General features: G+C 72.2%; 14 protein-coding genes. 5 read left to right on the top strand and 9 right to left on the bottom strand.

The genetic code is table 11. The annotated features are described in order from the left end of the window. Positions 1–140 precede the first annotated feature (140 nt). The 4 genes from CW359_RS42550 to CW359_RS42535 all read right to left on the bottom strand — a co-directional run bounded on the left by CW359_RS42550 (position 141) and on the right by CW359_RS42535 (position 4,398). Positions 141–704 carry a TetR/AcrR family transcriptional regulator gene (locus tag CW359_RS42550; protein WP_105975629.1) on the bottom strand — a complete coding sequence of 188 codons (564 nt, stop codon included), beginning with the start codon at positions 702–704 and terminating at the stop codon, positions 141–143. Continuing rightward, positions 701–1,063 carry a DUF1304 domain-containing protein gene (locus CW359_RS42545; protein WP_105975628.1) on the bottom strand — a complete coding sequence of 121 codons (363 nt, stop codon included), beginning with the start codon at positions 1,061–1,063 and terminating at the stop codon, positions 701–703. The genes CW359_RS42550 and CW359_RS42545 overlap by 4 nt, the downstream gene beginning before the upstream one ends. Before the next feature lie 122 nt (positions 1,064–1,185). Further along, positions 1,186–2,817, bottom strand: a complete 1,632-nt coding sequence (locus tag CW359_RS42540; RefSeq protein ID WP_105975627.1) for an amidohydrolase — start codon at positions 2,815–2,817, stop codon at positions 1,186–1,188. 69 nt (positions 2,818–2,886) lie between these two features. Next, positions 2,887–4,398 carry an APC family permease gene (locus CW359_RS42535; RefSeq protein WP_105975626.1) on the bottom strand — a complete coding sequence of 504 codons (1,512 nt, stop codon included), beginning with the start codon at positions 4,396–4,398 and terminating at the stop codon, positions 2,887–2,889. 157 nt (positions 4,399–4,555) lie between these two features. On the opposite strand from CW359_RS42535, the gene CW359_RS42530 reads away from it, so the two are divergent. The 3 genes from CW359_RS42530 to CW359_RS42520 all read left to right on the top strand — a co-directional run bounded on the left by CW359_RS42530 (position 4,556) and on the right by CW359_RS42520 (position 6,762). Next, positions 4,556–5,284, top strand: coding sequence for a TetR/AcrR family transcriptional regulator (locus CW359_RS42530; protein WP_105975625.1), 729 nt, complete (start codon positions 4,556–4,558; stop codon positions 5,282–5,284). Positions 5,285–5,359: 75 nt separating this feature from the next. Beyond that, positions 5,360–5,752 (top strand): VOC family protein, encoded by a 393-nt coding sequence (locus tag CW359_RS42525; protein WP_105975624.1) that lies wholly within the window; start codon positions 5,360–5,362, stop codon positions 5,750–5,752. Further along, entirely contained in the window at positions 5,749–6,762 is a 1,014-nt protein-coding gene (locus CW359_RS42520) for a cation diffusion facilitator family transporter (protein ID WP_105975623.1), read from the top strand. The genes CW359_RS42525 and CW359_RS42520 overlap by 4 nt, the downstream gene beginning before the upstream one ends. 66 nt (positions 6,763–6,828) lie before the next feature. On the opposite strand, the gene CW359_RS42515 is transcribed toward CW359_RS42520, so the two are convergent. Beyond that, positions 6,829–7,278 (bottom strand): nitroreductase family deazaflavin-dependent oxidoreductase, encoded by a 450-nt coding sequence (locus CW359_RS42515; protein WP_105975622.1) that lies wholly within the window; start codon positions 7,276–7,278, stop codon positions 6,829–6,831. 145 nt (positions 7,279–7,423) lie between these two features. On the opposite strand from CW359_RS42515, the gene CW359_RS42510 reads away from it, so the two are divergent. After that, positions 7,424–7,864, top strand: coding sequence for a nuclear transport factor 2 family protein (locus CW359_RS42510; RefSeq protein WP_105975621.1), 441 nt, complete (start codon positions 7,424–7,426; stop codon positions 7,862–7,864). A gap of 19 nt (positions 7,865–7,883) precedes the next feature. On the opposite strand, the gene CW359_RS42505 is transcribed toward CW359_RS42510, so the two are convergent. Beyond that, positions 7,884–8,516, bottom strand: a complete 633-nt coding sequence (locus CW359_RS42505) for a LysE family transporter (RefSeq protein WP_105975620.1) — start codon at positions 8,514–8,516, stop codon at positions 7,884–7,886. Between the two features lie 158 nt (positions 8,517–8,674). Between CW359_RS42505 and CW359_RS42500 the strand changes: the two genes are divergently transcribed. Continuing rightward, positions 8,675–9,238 (top strand): flavoprotein, encoded by a 564-nt coding sequence (locus CW359_RS42500; RefSeq protein ID WP_105975619.1) that lies wholly within the window; start codon positions 8,675–8,677, stop codon positions 9,236–9,238. On the opposite strand, the gene CW359_RS42495 is transcribed toward CW359_RS42500, so the two are convergent. From CW359_RS42495 to CW359_RS42485, 3 genes are all read right to left on the bottom strand, one after another. After that, a complete protein-coding gene (locus CW359_RS42495) occupies positions 9,228–10,019 on the bottom strand; it encodes an MBL fold metallo-hydrolase (protein ID WP_105975618.1) in 792 nt (263 codons plus the stop codon). The two genes, CW359_RS42500 and CW359_RS42495, sit on opposite strands and share 11 nt — an antisense overlap. Positions 10,020–10,105: 86 nt before the next feature. After that, positions 10,106–10,903, bottom strand: coding sequence for an alpha/beta hydrolase (locus CW359_RS42490; RefSeq protein WP_105975617.1), 798 nt, complete (start codon positions 10,901–10,903; stop codon positions 10,106–10,108). Between the two features lie 59 nt (positions 10,904–10,962). Beyond that, positions 10,963–11,802, bottom strand: coding sequence for an alpha/beta fold hydrolase (locus CW359_RS42485; RefSeq protein ID WP_105975616.1), 840 nt, complete (start codon positions 11,800–11,802; stop codon positions 10,963–10,965). Positions 11,803–11,808 lie beyond the last annotated feature (6 nt).

The following is an 11,808-nucleotide window of genomic DNA, read 5'->3' as shown; positions in this document are numbered from 1 at the left end:
CCTCAAACGCCGGACGGGCTGGATATTTCAGCCCGTCCGGCGTTTGAGGACGAGCGCGTTCAGCGCGATACGGGGGTTCGGGGGCGGAGCCCCCGAAGGATGGGACGGGTAGGGGCGGCGGGGGCGAAGAAAGCAAGACCTCACCTGCTGCGATGCAGCGCCACCAGCAGCTGCCACACCTGGTGTGCGATCTCCTCCGACGTCCCCTCGATCCGCCCGTGCAGCCAATCCGCCAGCACCCCGGCGAACGTCGCAGCCACCGCCGACGCGACCAACGCCGCGTCCGCGGCCCCCGCAAGCTCCCGCTCCGCGAGGCTCCGCGCACGCAGGTCCCGGTGCAGCACCTGGCCCAGGGGACCCCCACCGCCCGGGCTCAGCAGCGTCCGGTACAGCGCGCTGTGCGGGGTGAGTGTTGCGAAGAACTCCACCAGCGCGACCGGCGCGATCACCGGGTCGGGCCGGCCGCGCCAGGCGTGCAGGGCGTCGACCGCCTCCCGTACGACATCGGCGCAGGCGTCGACGGCCAACGCCTCCAGGTCGGGATAGTGGACGTAGAACGTGGCCCGGCCGACCCCCGCCCCGCGCACCAGCGCGGCCACGCTGACCTCAGCCAGCGGATGCTCGGCACACTCCGCGAGCAGCGCCTCGCGCAGTCTCGCCCGGGTGCGGGCCGCCCGCGGGTCCTCGGGCGTACCGCGGGTCACCTCGCGACGAGGACGGCGGCCAGGGCGATGGCGCCGGGCAGTGCCTGGGCGAACAGGATGCGCCGGTTCGCCGTCGCGGCGCCGTACACGCCCGCCACGATCACGCACGACAGGAAGAAGACCTGCGCCCGGAACCCGGTCGGGTCGGCGGCGATGAGCCCCCACACCAGGCCCGCCGCGAGGAACCCGTTGTAGAGCCCCTGGTTGGCGGCCATCGCGGCGGTCGCACGGGCCATCTCCGGGTCGAACCCGTGGAACTTGCGCCCGGGCGGACGCTGCCACAGGAACATCTCCATCACCAGGATGTACGCGTGCAGCGCGGCCACCAGACCGACCAGCACATTCGCGACCGTCTCCATGCTCGGCAAACTCCTACGTCAGGTTTCGAGGCTTCTTGGACAGCTGTCCATCATGGACAGGCGGCCAGCATACATGGACGACTGTCCAACAACTCCACCGGACATACGTGCCCGAGCCGTCATCAGGCGGTGCCCTCCGCCGCGTACACCCGCTCGCCCCCTACGTACGTCAGCGCCACCCTCGTCTCCGCGATGGCCTCCGGCGGCCCGGCGTACGGGTCGCGGTCCAGGACCGTCAGGTCCGCCAGGGCGCCGGCGCGCACGGTGCCCGTGTCGTCCAGGTGGTTGGCGTACGCCGAACCCGCCGTGTACGCCGTGAGCGCGTCCGTCAGGCCGATGCGTTCGGCGGGGAGGAAGACCCGGGGGGACGCCGAACCCGGTGCCGCGCGGTTGACCGCCACGTGGATCGCCTGGAGCGGGTCGGGGCTGCTGACCGGCCAGTCGCTGCCCGCCGCCAGGGTCGCCCCGGAGCGCAGCAGCGCGCCGAACGGGTACTGCCACGCGGCCCGTTCGGGGCCGAGGAAGGGGATCGTCAGGTCGTCCATCTGGGGTTCGTGCATGGCCCACAGTGCCTGGATGTTCGCCACCGCGCCGAGCGCGGCGAAGCGTGGCACGTCGGTCGGGTGCACCACCTGGAGGTGGGCCAGATGAGGGCGGGTGTCGCTCGGGCCGTTCGCCGTGCGCGCGGCCTCGATCGCGTCCAGGGCGTCCCGTACCGCCCGGTCGCCCAGTGCGTGGAAGTGGCACTGGAAACCGAGGGCGTCCAACTGCGTGACGTACTTGGGGAGTTCGGTCGCGTCCACGAAGCTCGTGCCCCGGTTGGCCGTGGCGCAGCCGCACTTGTCGAGGTAGGGGTCGAGAAGGGCCGCCGTGCCGGTCTCGGCGACCCCGTCCAGCATCAGCTTCACGCTGGTCGCCCGGAACCTGCCCCCGCTCAACTCGGCCCGTCGCGCGACCAGTTCGGGGATCTGTTCCGCCCCGCGCTCCCGGTCCCACCACAGGGCGCCGACCACCCGGGCCGTCAGCGAACCGTCCCGGGCCGCGGCGGCGTACGTCTCCGAGGGGTCGTCCATGCCCAGGAACGAGCCGACCAGCGCGTCCTGCCAGGCCGTCACACCCAGCGAGTGCAGCCGGCGCTGTGCGGACAGCAGGGCCGCCAGCCGTTCCGCCGCCGTGACCGGCGGGGTCAGCCGGCCCACGTGCTCCATCGCCCCTTCCTGCAGCATCCCGGTCGGCTCGCCGGAGGCGTCGCGTTCGAAGCGGCCGTCCGCCGGGTCCGGGGTGTCCCGGGTGACGCCCGCGAGTTCGAGGGCGCGGCTGTTGACCCAGGCGCCGTGATGGTCCCGGTTGGGCAGGTAGACCGGCCGGTCCGGCACCACCGTGTCCAGCAACTCCCTTGTGGGCGTGCCCCCTTCGAAGGCCTCCATGGACCAGCCGCCGCCGGTGATCCACTCCCGCTCGGGATGCGCGAGGGCGTAGGCGCGGACGACGGCCACCGTCTCCTCGGCGGTCTTCGTGCCGGTCAGATCGCACTGGGTCATCTCCAGCCCGGCGGGCAGCGGATGGACGTGCGCGTCCTGGAAGCCGGGCAGCAGCAGCCGTCCCGCGAGATCGACGACCTCCGTCCCCGGGCCGATCAGGTCGCGCACCTCGTCCCGGCCGACGGCGGTGATCCGCCCGCCGGTGACCGCGACGGATGTGGGGTTCCCGGGGGCGAAGACCGGGCCGCCGGTGAAGAGGAGATCAGCGTGCATGTTCCGTTTCCTTGGTGGTGTGGGGGGTCGGGTTTCCGAATGGCGACAGTTGCCGGCGATTACCGGCAACTACCTTGCGGACGACGGTTCCTTCGCGCCCAGCAGCTGCGGCGCGTCCGCGTCCGTACCCCGGCCGGTGCTGAAGTAAGGAGACCTGCGCCCCCACTTCGCCCACGCCGCCGCCACGAAACCGGACGCGACCATCAGGGTCGGCACGAGGAGCAGGAACCAGCCGTTGTCCGGGCTGAGTTCGAGATGGTCGGCGGAGGTGTAGAACGACCAGCCGAGATAGCCGCCGAGGCCCAGCAGCGTCGCCGCGCTCAGCACCGGCAGTACCACCGCCCGTATGCCCTCCCGCCAGTTCTCCCGCAGCAGGCCCCGGAAGCGCACGGCGGCGGCGAGCGCGGTGAGCGCGTAGGACAGGGCGACGACCATGCCGATCGCGTTCACCGCCGCCAGGATCATGTCGGCGAGCCGCGGGATGACCAGGGAGAGCCCGGCGACGCCTGCCGCCAGCGCGCCGATCATCAGGGTGCCGGCCGCCGGGGTGCCGTACCGGGGGCTGACCTTGGCCCAGGCCGGGCCGAGCGTGCGGTCGCGGCTCATCGCGAACATCGCGCGGGCCGTCGGGATCACTCCGGCCTGGAGGGACGCCACCGCCGAGAACATCAGTGCCACCAGCGGGAGTGCGGCCAGCGGCTGGTCGGCGAGGCGGTCGCCGAAGAACGCCAGCCCCTCGGCGCCGTGGCCCGCCAGCTCGCCCTCCGACAGCACGCGCTGGAAGGCGATCGAGCCGAGCAGGAACAGGCCGAGCATGGTCACCAGGGTGGTGAGCCCGGCCCGGGACGCCTGCCTCGGGTCCTTGACCTCCTCGTTCACGCTGAACGCGGCCTCGAAGCCCCAGTAGCAGAACACCGACAGCAGCATGCCCTGTGCGAGCGCCGACGCCGAGGGGATCTGGAAGGGGTCGAACCAGCTCAGGCTGAAGGGGTGCGGGCCGACGACGATGCCGTAGCCGCAGAAGCCCAGCAGGACGACGTACTCGAAGATCAGCAGTCCGCCCTGGAGGCGGGCGGCCGTCCTGATGCCGGAGACCGCCGTCAGGGTGACGGCGGCGAGGACCAGGATGCCGAGGGCGGTCGTCTGGGCGGTCGATCCGGGGTCCAGGGTCAGTCCGGCCACCGAGTGCAGGCCCGCGTCGCCCGCCAGCTGGATCAGGGCCGAGCCGGTGACCGCCGTGGTGTACGCCAGGAACACCACCGCCGCCACGATGTTCACCCAGCCCACCATGAAGCCGAGCCAGGGGCTGAGCGAACGCCCCACCCAGACATAGCCGTTGCCCGCGTTCGGCTCCACCCGGTTGAGCCGGGAGTAGGCGCCCGCGATGCCCAGGATCGGCAGGAAGGCGAGCAGCATGATGGCCGGCAGATGCAGTCCGACCACCCCGGCGGTGACCCCGAGGCCGATGCCGATGCTGGTCGTGGCCGCCGTGCTGGACGCGGCGATGGCGACGCCGTCCAGCACACCGAGGGACTTGCGCAGCCCGGCCGGGGGTGCGCCGTGGGGCTGGGGATCGGTCATGGCGGTCTCCGCTCACACCTGGGGGCCTCGGTCGACCCCGGTGAACGCACATGAAACTGCCCGGAGCCTTAACAGGTCAACGGTGTTGTCATAAGGTGCCCGCACCCGCCGGAGCGCAGGACAGCGAGCGACCGTACGGGAGGAAGCGAGGCAGCTCATGAGCGACCGTGTCGTCCCGCCCGCCGCCCGGCGGCGCAGACGCCCCACCAAACAGGGCGTCGTCCTCTCCGAGGAGCTGATCGTCGAGACGGCCATGCGGCTGCTCGGCGAACACGGCGCCGAGGCCCTCTCCGTGCGCCGCCTCGGCCGCGCCCTCGGCGCCGACCCCAGCGCCCTCTACCGCTACTTCCGCGACACCGACGAACTGCTGCTCGCCATCGCCGACGAACTGATCGGCCGTACGCTGCGCACCTGGCGCCCGAGCGGCGACTGGCGTGCCGACCTGCGGGATCTCGGTCTGCGGATGCACGCCGGAGCGCTCGCCCAGCCGCAGGCGGCGGTGCTCAGCTCGTACCGGGTGACCGGGCGGGCGTACGAGATCCAGGCTGTGGAGACCGCCCTCGGGGTGCTGCGCGGCGCCGGTTTCCCGGACGCCGAGGCGGTCCGGATCTACCACGCCTTCGTCGACCAGGCGCTCGCCTTCGGCGCCCTAGACTCGGCGAACACGGCCCTGCCGAAGGCCGCGCGGGAGGCGGAGGCGGCCGTGTGGCGGGCGACGTACGCCCGGCTGCCCGCCGATACCCACCCGCACATCCATGCGACCGCCCGCCATCTCGTCGTGGACATGCGGCACAGCTCCTACCCGACCGCCCTCGACCTCTTCCTGAGTGCGGCGGCGGCCCGGCTCGCCCAGCTCACCGCAGTCGGCGACGCGCATCCCGTGTGATTCGGCCTGGCGGGGTACCCGCAGCGTAGAGGGCAGCGGCGATCCGACCCGCCCCGGACTCCGTACGGAGGAAGCATGACCTTGGTGACTGCGGGCGTCGTGGTGCTTGACTGCGCCGAACCCGAGAAACTCGCCGCGTTCTACCTGGAGTTGCTGGAGGGCGAGGAGACGGTGACGACCGTCAACCGCATCGAGATCAGGGCCGCCGAGGGGACCCGGATGGAGTTCCGCCTCGACGCCAACATGACCCCGCCGAGCTGGCCGCGCGCCGAGGCCTCCTTCCAGGTCCACCTGGACTTCCGGGTGACCGACCTCGACGAGGCCGAGCGCAGGGTGGTCGGGCTCGGCGGACGCGCGCTGGAGACGAACGACGCGGGCACACCGTACGAGGAGCGGGGGTACGCCGATCCGGCCGGCCACACCTTCACCCTGCGCCGGGACGCGTCGACGGCGTCCGAGCAGCTTTGACGGCCCGTACGGCGGACAGGGAGGAGGGAGTGGCGGAGGGCGTGGCGTCCGCGGACCGGCGGACGCGGGTGACCGTGCTGGTCGCGCTGGGCGCCAATCTGCTGATCGCCGTCGCCAAGGCCGTGGGCGGACTGGTCAGCGGGTCGCCCGCGCTGCTGTCCGAGGCCGCGCACTCCGTGGCCGACAGCCTCAACGAGGTCTTCCTGCTGGCCGCCCTGCGCCGCAGCCGCCGCCCCGCCGACCGGCGGCACCCCTTCGGCTACGGCAAGGAACGCTTCTTCTGGTCGCTGCTCGCGGCCGTCGGGATCTTCGTCATGGGCGGCTGCTTCTCGTTCTTCCAGGGCGTGGAGGCGCTGCGGGGCGGGGCGGAGGAGTCCTTCGACGGCTACGTCGTCGGCCTGGTGGTGCTCGCGGTCGCGCTCCTCGCGGAGGGCGCCTCCCTGCTGCGGGCCCTGCGCCAGGCACGCAAGGAGGGCGGCACGGGCGGGACGGGTGCGCTGCGTGACCCCGCCCTGCGCACGGTGATCGCCGAGGACGGCACCGCCGTGCTCGGCGTGACGCTCGCCCTCGTGGGCATGGCCCTGCACATGGTCACCGGGCAGGTCGTGTGGGAGGCGTCGGCCTCCCTCGCCATCGGCGTGCTGCTGGTGTGCGTCGCCTACTGGCTGGGCCGCGACGCGCGCGCCCAGCTGGTCGGCGAGGCCGCCGATCCGGAGCTGAGCGGGGAGATCCGCGCCCTGCTCGCGGCCCAGCCGGAGATCGACAGTGTGGAGGCGTTGTTCACCATGAGGATGGGCCTGGACGCCACGCTGGTGGCCGCCCGTATCGACCTGGTGCCCGGTCTGGACAGTGAGCGGGTCGAGGAGGTCGCCGTACGTATCAAGCGGGCGGTCGCCCGTGCGGTGCCGGAGGCCGGTGAGATCTTCCTCGACGTGACCGACGCGGACGCGGAGAAGGCGGAGAAGGCGGCGAAGGGCCCCGCCGCGACGGGGGAGCGCGGCGGGGCCTGAGGTCCGGGTGCCCGGGGGCGTCGACTTCATGCCTGCCGGAACCGGAATTTCTTTTTCCCGGCGGGATCAGCTCCCGGCGACCTGGTCCAGCACGAACACGGGGATCTCGCGGTCGGTCTTCTTCTGGTACTCGGCGTACTGCGGGAACGCGGCGACCGCCCGCTCCCACCACAGGGACTTCTCGTCGCCGGTCACCTCACGGGCGACGTAGTCCCGGCGCACCGTCCCGTCCTGGAGGTCGACGCGAGGGTCGGCGAGGACGTTGAAGTACCAGACCGGGTGCTTGGGAGCGCCGCCCAGCGAGGCGACCACCGCGTACACACCGTCGTGCTCCACCCGCATCAGCGGTGTCCTGCGGATCTTGCCGCTGCGGGCGCCCCGGGTGGTGAGCAGGACCACCGGCATACCGGTGTCCATCAAGGTCGTTCCCTTGGTACCGCCGGAGCTCTCGTACAGCTCGACCTGCTCCCGCACCCACTGGGTCGGACTGGCTTCGTACTCGCCCTCAAGAGGCATGGCCCATGTCCCATCGTCTCGTCGCGTGTGGCTGTCGTCTGTGGGAGTGAACACCCGGGCGGGACTTATTCATCCGGGCACCCACGCAACGGCGTTACCAGTGAGGTAATCGCCCTGTTCGGCGGACCCGTCCACAGTGGTACCCATGACACCCGCAACCACCACCCGCACCGTCGTGACGGACCTGCTGACCCGGATCGGCGAGGGCGACCCCGAGCGGATCGCCGACCTGTACGCCGAGGACGCCGACTGGCGGCTGAACTGGCCCGAGGCCGAGCACGGCAGCGTCGCCACCCCCTGGATCCGCCACCGCTCAGGCCGCGCGGACGCCGCCGCCCACTTCCGCGACCTGGGCGCCCACCACGTCCCCGGCGAGGCCGCGACCACGGTCGAGCGCGTCCTGGTCGACGGCGAGGACGCGGTCGTGCTGGGCGAGATCCGGCAGACGGCCGGGTCCACCGGGCGCTCCTACCGCGCCCGGTTCGCCCTGCACCTGACCGTGCGGGACGGTCTCGTCGTACGCCATCACGTGTACGAGGACAGCCTCGCCGTCTCCCGGGCCTTCGCCCCCGACGGCGGCCGGTGAACGCGTCCGCGGCCGTACGTCACGTCGGCGCCACCACCATCCGCACCGCCAGCGCCATGATCACCGCACTGGACACCAGGGCCGTGACCAGCCGCCCGCGCAGGCCCGTCAGGACCCGGCCGAGCAGTGCGCCGCCGGAGGCGATCAGCAGTTGCCAGCTGGCCGAGGCGAGGAAGGCCGCGAGCACGAACACCCCCTGTTCCCAAGGGGATACGGCGTCCGAGGCCCGGCTGCCCAGGACCAGCGCGGCGAAGTAGATCACCGTGGTGGGGTTGAGCAGCGTGATGCCGACCAGCAGGAGGAACGCCCGCAGGGGGCTCGGCGGGGTCGGGTCGGCACGGGTGGCCAGCGCGCCGTCGCGGTACTGCCGCAGGGCGACGATGCCGCCCCGGAGCGCGAGCAGCGCCAGCACCAGGGCCGAGGCCCAGCGCAGCGGGACCAGCACCGGCTGCAGCGCACCGGCCAGCGCGGTGCCCCCGAGGGCGGCCAGCAGGGCGTAGATCCCGTCGGCGGTGGCGATGCCGAGCGCGGCGCAGATGCCGGTCCTCAGGGACGTACGGGCGGTGAGCGAGACGAGATACGTCGTGACGGCCCCGACGGGAACGGCGATGCCGTACCCCGCGAGGAGCCCCGCGACCAGCGCGGCCGTCATGACCGCGGAAGCACGGGCCTCCGGGGACGGCCGGGCTGCTGCTGGCCACGCACCGGGGAAGCGGCGGTGGGCGTCAGCGGCAGGAAGGAGTCTTTCGTAGGCATGGCGTGATCCTGGGGCCGGGGCCCGGTCACCGGCAACTCATTTAGGGTTTCCGGATGACCGAGCCGACCCACCGGGCCCCGAAACCCTTCCTCTACGTCATTGTCTGCGCCGCCGGAATCGCCTCCGACATCAGCAAGTTGATCACCGCCGCACAGGAACGCGACTGGGAGGTCGGGGTCATCGCGACGCCGCTCGCCCTCGGCTTCTTCGACCCGGCCGCCGTCGAGGCGCAGACCGGCCGCCCGATCCGGTCCGCGTGGCGAAAGCCCGGTGACCCGCGGCCCTTTCCGGCCCCCGACGCCGTGCTCGTCGCGCCCGCCACCTTCAACACCGTCAACAAATGGGCGGCCGGCATCGCCGACACCCTCGCCCTGGGCACCCTGTGCGAGGTGTACGGGATGGGGGTGCCGATCGCCGTACTGCCGTGCGTGGGCGAGGCGTTGGCCGCCCATCCCGCGTACCGGGCGAGCCTGGAACGGCTGGGCGGGATGGGGGTGCGGTTCGGCGATCCGTACGCCGGTGAGGTCCAAGTGGGCGATGGGCGGGCGGAGTTCGGGTGGGAGCGGGGGCTGGAGCTGCTTGCCGCAAGACAATTGGGCGAGCGCGTCACACGGTGATGTCCAGCGGAGCGCCCATCGGCAGCCAGCGGAACCGCTCCCGGATGTCGCCGGGCGCCTTCGCCAGTTCCGCCTCGATCGACCGCCGCCCCTCCTGGAAGTGCCGCCAGCCCTCGTAGTGCACGGGCAGCGCGAGCCGGGGCCTCAACTCCCCGCACAGGGACACCGCTTGGGCCGCCGTCATCGTGTAGCGCAGGGGACCGGTCAGCGGGAAGCGGACGCCGCCGAGGTGGAGGAGGGCCGTGCCGACGGTCAGCCGGTGGGCGACCTCGCGCACTCCGCCGTACAGGACGGTGTCCCCGGAGATCCACAGCGCGCCGTGCCGCTGTCCCTCCCAGCGCAGGGCGAAGCCCGTGACGTCGCCGACGACCGGGTGGGAGAGGGGCGGGCCGTGCCGGGCCGGGGTCGCCGTGACCTCGATCGTCGGGCGGCCGGGGGCGGTGAGGCGGTACGTCGTCCAGGGGGCGAGGCCGTGCGCGTTGCCGCCGAGTCTGCGCGCCCCCGACGGTGTCGTCAGGACGACGTCCGCGCCCGGCAGCAGGGCCCGGCCCGCCGTGTCCAGGTTGTCGCCGTGGTGGTCGTGGGTGAGCAACACGGCGTCCAGCGGCGGGAGTTCGGCGGCCGGAAGCGCCGGTCCCGAGGTCTTCACCGACGAGGTGCCCCAGCCGAAGGAGTAGCGCCGGCCGGGCGGGTCGAACGTCGGGTCGGTCAGCAGCCGCCAGCCGCCCGCCTCGATCAGCGCGGTCGGGCCGCCGATGTGGGTGACACGGGCCTCGGTCATACGGGTTCCCTCCGGGGTGCGGATGCCCGGGGCGGCCGGTGTCCGGCCGCCCCGGGCTCCTGACTGACGGTCTACCGCCTGACGGTCTACCGCGCGTGCTGGACCGCCCACTCAAGGACGTCGTCCGCGATCTCCTCCCAGCCTGGAGCGGCGGGGAGGAGATGCGGCCGGCCCGCGTACTCCTTGACCTCCGTCACCGTCTTCGACTTGTAGTGCTTGGCATTGGACTGCTGCACCTTGGGCGGCATCAGATGGTCCAGCTCACCCGAGACGAACAGCAGCGGCGCCCGCTCGTCGTTGTGGTAGTTGACGTACGTGCTCTGGTGGCCCGGGCGCAGGGTGGCCAGGGCGCTGTCGAAGAAGATGCTGCCGGACGCCGGTACCGCGTACCGCTCGTACAGCCGCCTCGACTCGGTCTCCTCGAACGTGTTGGTGAACGCGTAGTGCCACTGCTCGAAGTTCAGCCCGACCGCCCGGTGCCGGTTGGCCGGGTTCTTCAGGACCGGGAAGGCGGCCTTGATCTGGGTCAGCGGCAGCACCGCGACCCCTTCCGTGGGCGCGGAGTTGATCGCCACGCCCGCCGCTCCGTGACCCCGGTCGAGCAGCAGCTGCACGAAGACGCCGCCCGCCGAGTGGCCGATGAGGATCGGCGGCTTGTCCAGGGACCGGACGACGTTCTCCAGGGTCTCGACGATCTGCGGGACCGTGACCTGCTCGACCGGTGTCGGGTCCGCGTTCAGCGACTCGACCTCGACCTCGAAGCCCGGGTAGGCGGGCGCGATGACGCGGTAGCCGCGCTTCTCGTAGTGGGCGACCCACTGCTCCCAGCTGCGGGGTGTCACCCAGAAACCGTGGATCAGGACGATGGTGTCGGGAGTGCTCATCGTTGCTCCTCAGTGCTCCCTAATGGTTCTCAGTGGTTCTCGGTGCTTCCTGGTGTTCCTCAGTCGGTGGCGCGGTACGCGGCCTTGATCTGGCGGACGACCGCCTCCGGGCGGGACATCATCACGACGTGCGAGGCCCCCTTGACCTCGACGGTCCGGCTGCCGGCCCGCTCGGCCATGAAGCGCTGGACGGCCGGCGGGATGACGTTGTCGGCGGTCGGGATGACGTACCAGGACGGCAGGGTCTTCCAGGCCGGTACGCCGCTGCCGCTGCTCAACCCTTCGAGGCTGCCCGGTCGTTGGGCCGCCGCCATGAGCCGGGTCGTCTTCCTCGGCAGATCCTGGGCGAAGACGTCGTGGAACTTCGCCGGGTCGATGTAGCCGTCGTGGCCGTCGTCGGCGCCCGGCTGCGGATACGTCCGCACCAGCAGGGACTCCGGCAGCTTGCTGCCGGGGAACTTCCCGGCCAGGTCGAGCGCGGTCTCGCCCTGGTCGGGCGCGAAGGCGGCGACGTACACCAGCGCCTTGACGTTGGCCCGGCCGCGCGCCGCGTTGGTGACGACCTCGCCGCCGTAGGAGTGGCCCACCAGGATCACCGGCCCCGGGATGCTCGCCACGACCGACGAGACGTAGGCGGAGTCGGCGGTCAGGTCGCGCAGCGGGTTGGCCGGGGCGATCACCGGGAATCCGGCGTCCTGAAGGGACTTGATGGTGGCGTTCCAGCCCGACGCGTCGGCGAACACCCCGTGGACGAGGACGACGGTCGGCTTGGGAGCGCCCTTCTCCGATGCCGAGGACGCGGCGGAGGGCGCGGGGGAGGAGTGTGCGACGGCGCCGGTCAGTCCGACGACCAGGGCGCAGCTCGCGATGACCGTGCCCAGGGTGCGGTGGAGTCGCATGCTCAC

Origin of the sequence: Streptomyces geranii (assembly GCF_002954775.1) — a bacterium.
Taxonomy (GTDB): Bacteria; Actinomycetota; Actinomycetes; order Streptomycetales; family Streptomycetaceae; genus Streptomyces; species Streptomyces geranii.
The sequence above is the reverse complement of the archived record's forward strand: the minus strand, read 5'-3'. Positions and strand labels throughout refer to the sequence as shown.

Coding starts and splice junctions, on each gene's coding strand:
- CW359_RS42490 (WP_105975617.1), bottom strand. CDS start 10,903: ATGAGCACTCCCGACACCATCGTCCTGATCCACGGTTTCTGGGTGACA.
- CW359_RS42505 (WP_105975620.1), bottom strand. CDS start 8,516: ATGACGGCCGCGCTGGTCGCGGGGCTCCTCGCGGGGTACGGCATCGCC.
- CW359_RS42530 (WP_105975625.1), top strand. CDS start 4,556: ATGAGCGACCGTGTCGTCCCGCCCGCCGCCCGGCGGCGCAGACGCCCC.
- CW359_RS42545 (WP_105975628.1), bottom strand. CDS start 1,063: ATGGAGACGGTCGCGAATGTGCTGGTCGGTCTGGTGGCCGCGCTGCAC.
- CW359_RS42495 (WP_105975618.1), bottom strand. CDS start 10,019: ATGACCGAGGCCCGTGTCACCCACATCGGCGGCCCGACCGCGCTGATC.
- CW359_RS42515 (WP_105975622.1), bottom strand. CDS start 7,278: ATGCCTCTTGAGGGCGAGTACGAAGCCAGTCCGACCCAGTGGGTGCGG.
- CW359_RS42525 (WP_105975624.1), top strand. CDS start 5,360: ATGACCTTGGTGACTGCGGGCGTCGTGGTGCTTGACTGCGCCGAACCC.
- CW359_RS42510 (WP_105975621.1), top strand. CDS start 7,424: ATGACACCCGCAACCACCACCCGCACCGTCGTGACGGACCTGCTGACC.
- CW359_RS42540 (WP_105975627.1), bottom strand. CDS start 2,817: ATGCACGCTGATCTCCTCTTCACCGGCGGCCCGGTCTTCGCCCCCGGG.
- CW359_RS42500 (WP_105975619.1), top strand. CDS start 8,675: ATGACCGAGCCGACCCACCGGGCCCCGAAACCCTTCCTCTACGTCATT.
- CW359_RS42485 (WP_105975616.1), bottom strand. CDS start 11,802: ATGCGACTCCACCGCACCCTGGGCACGGTCATCGCGAGCTGCGCCCTG.
- CW359_RS42535 (WP_105975626.1), bottom strand. CDS start 4,398: ATGACCGATCCCCAGCCCCACGGCGCACCCCCGGCCGGGCTGCGCAAG.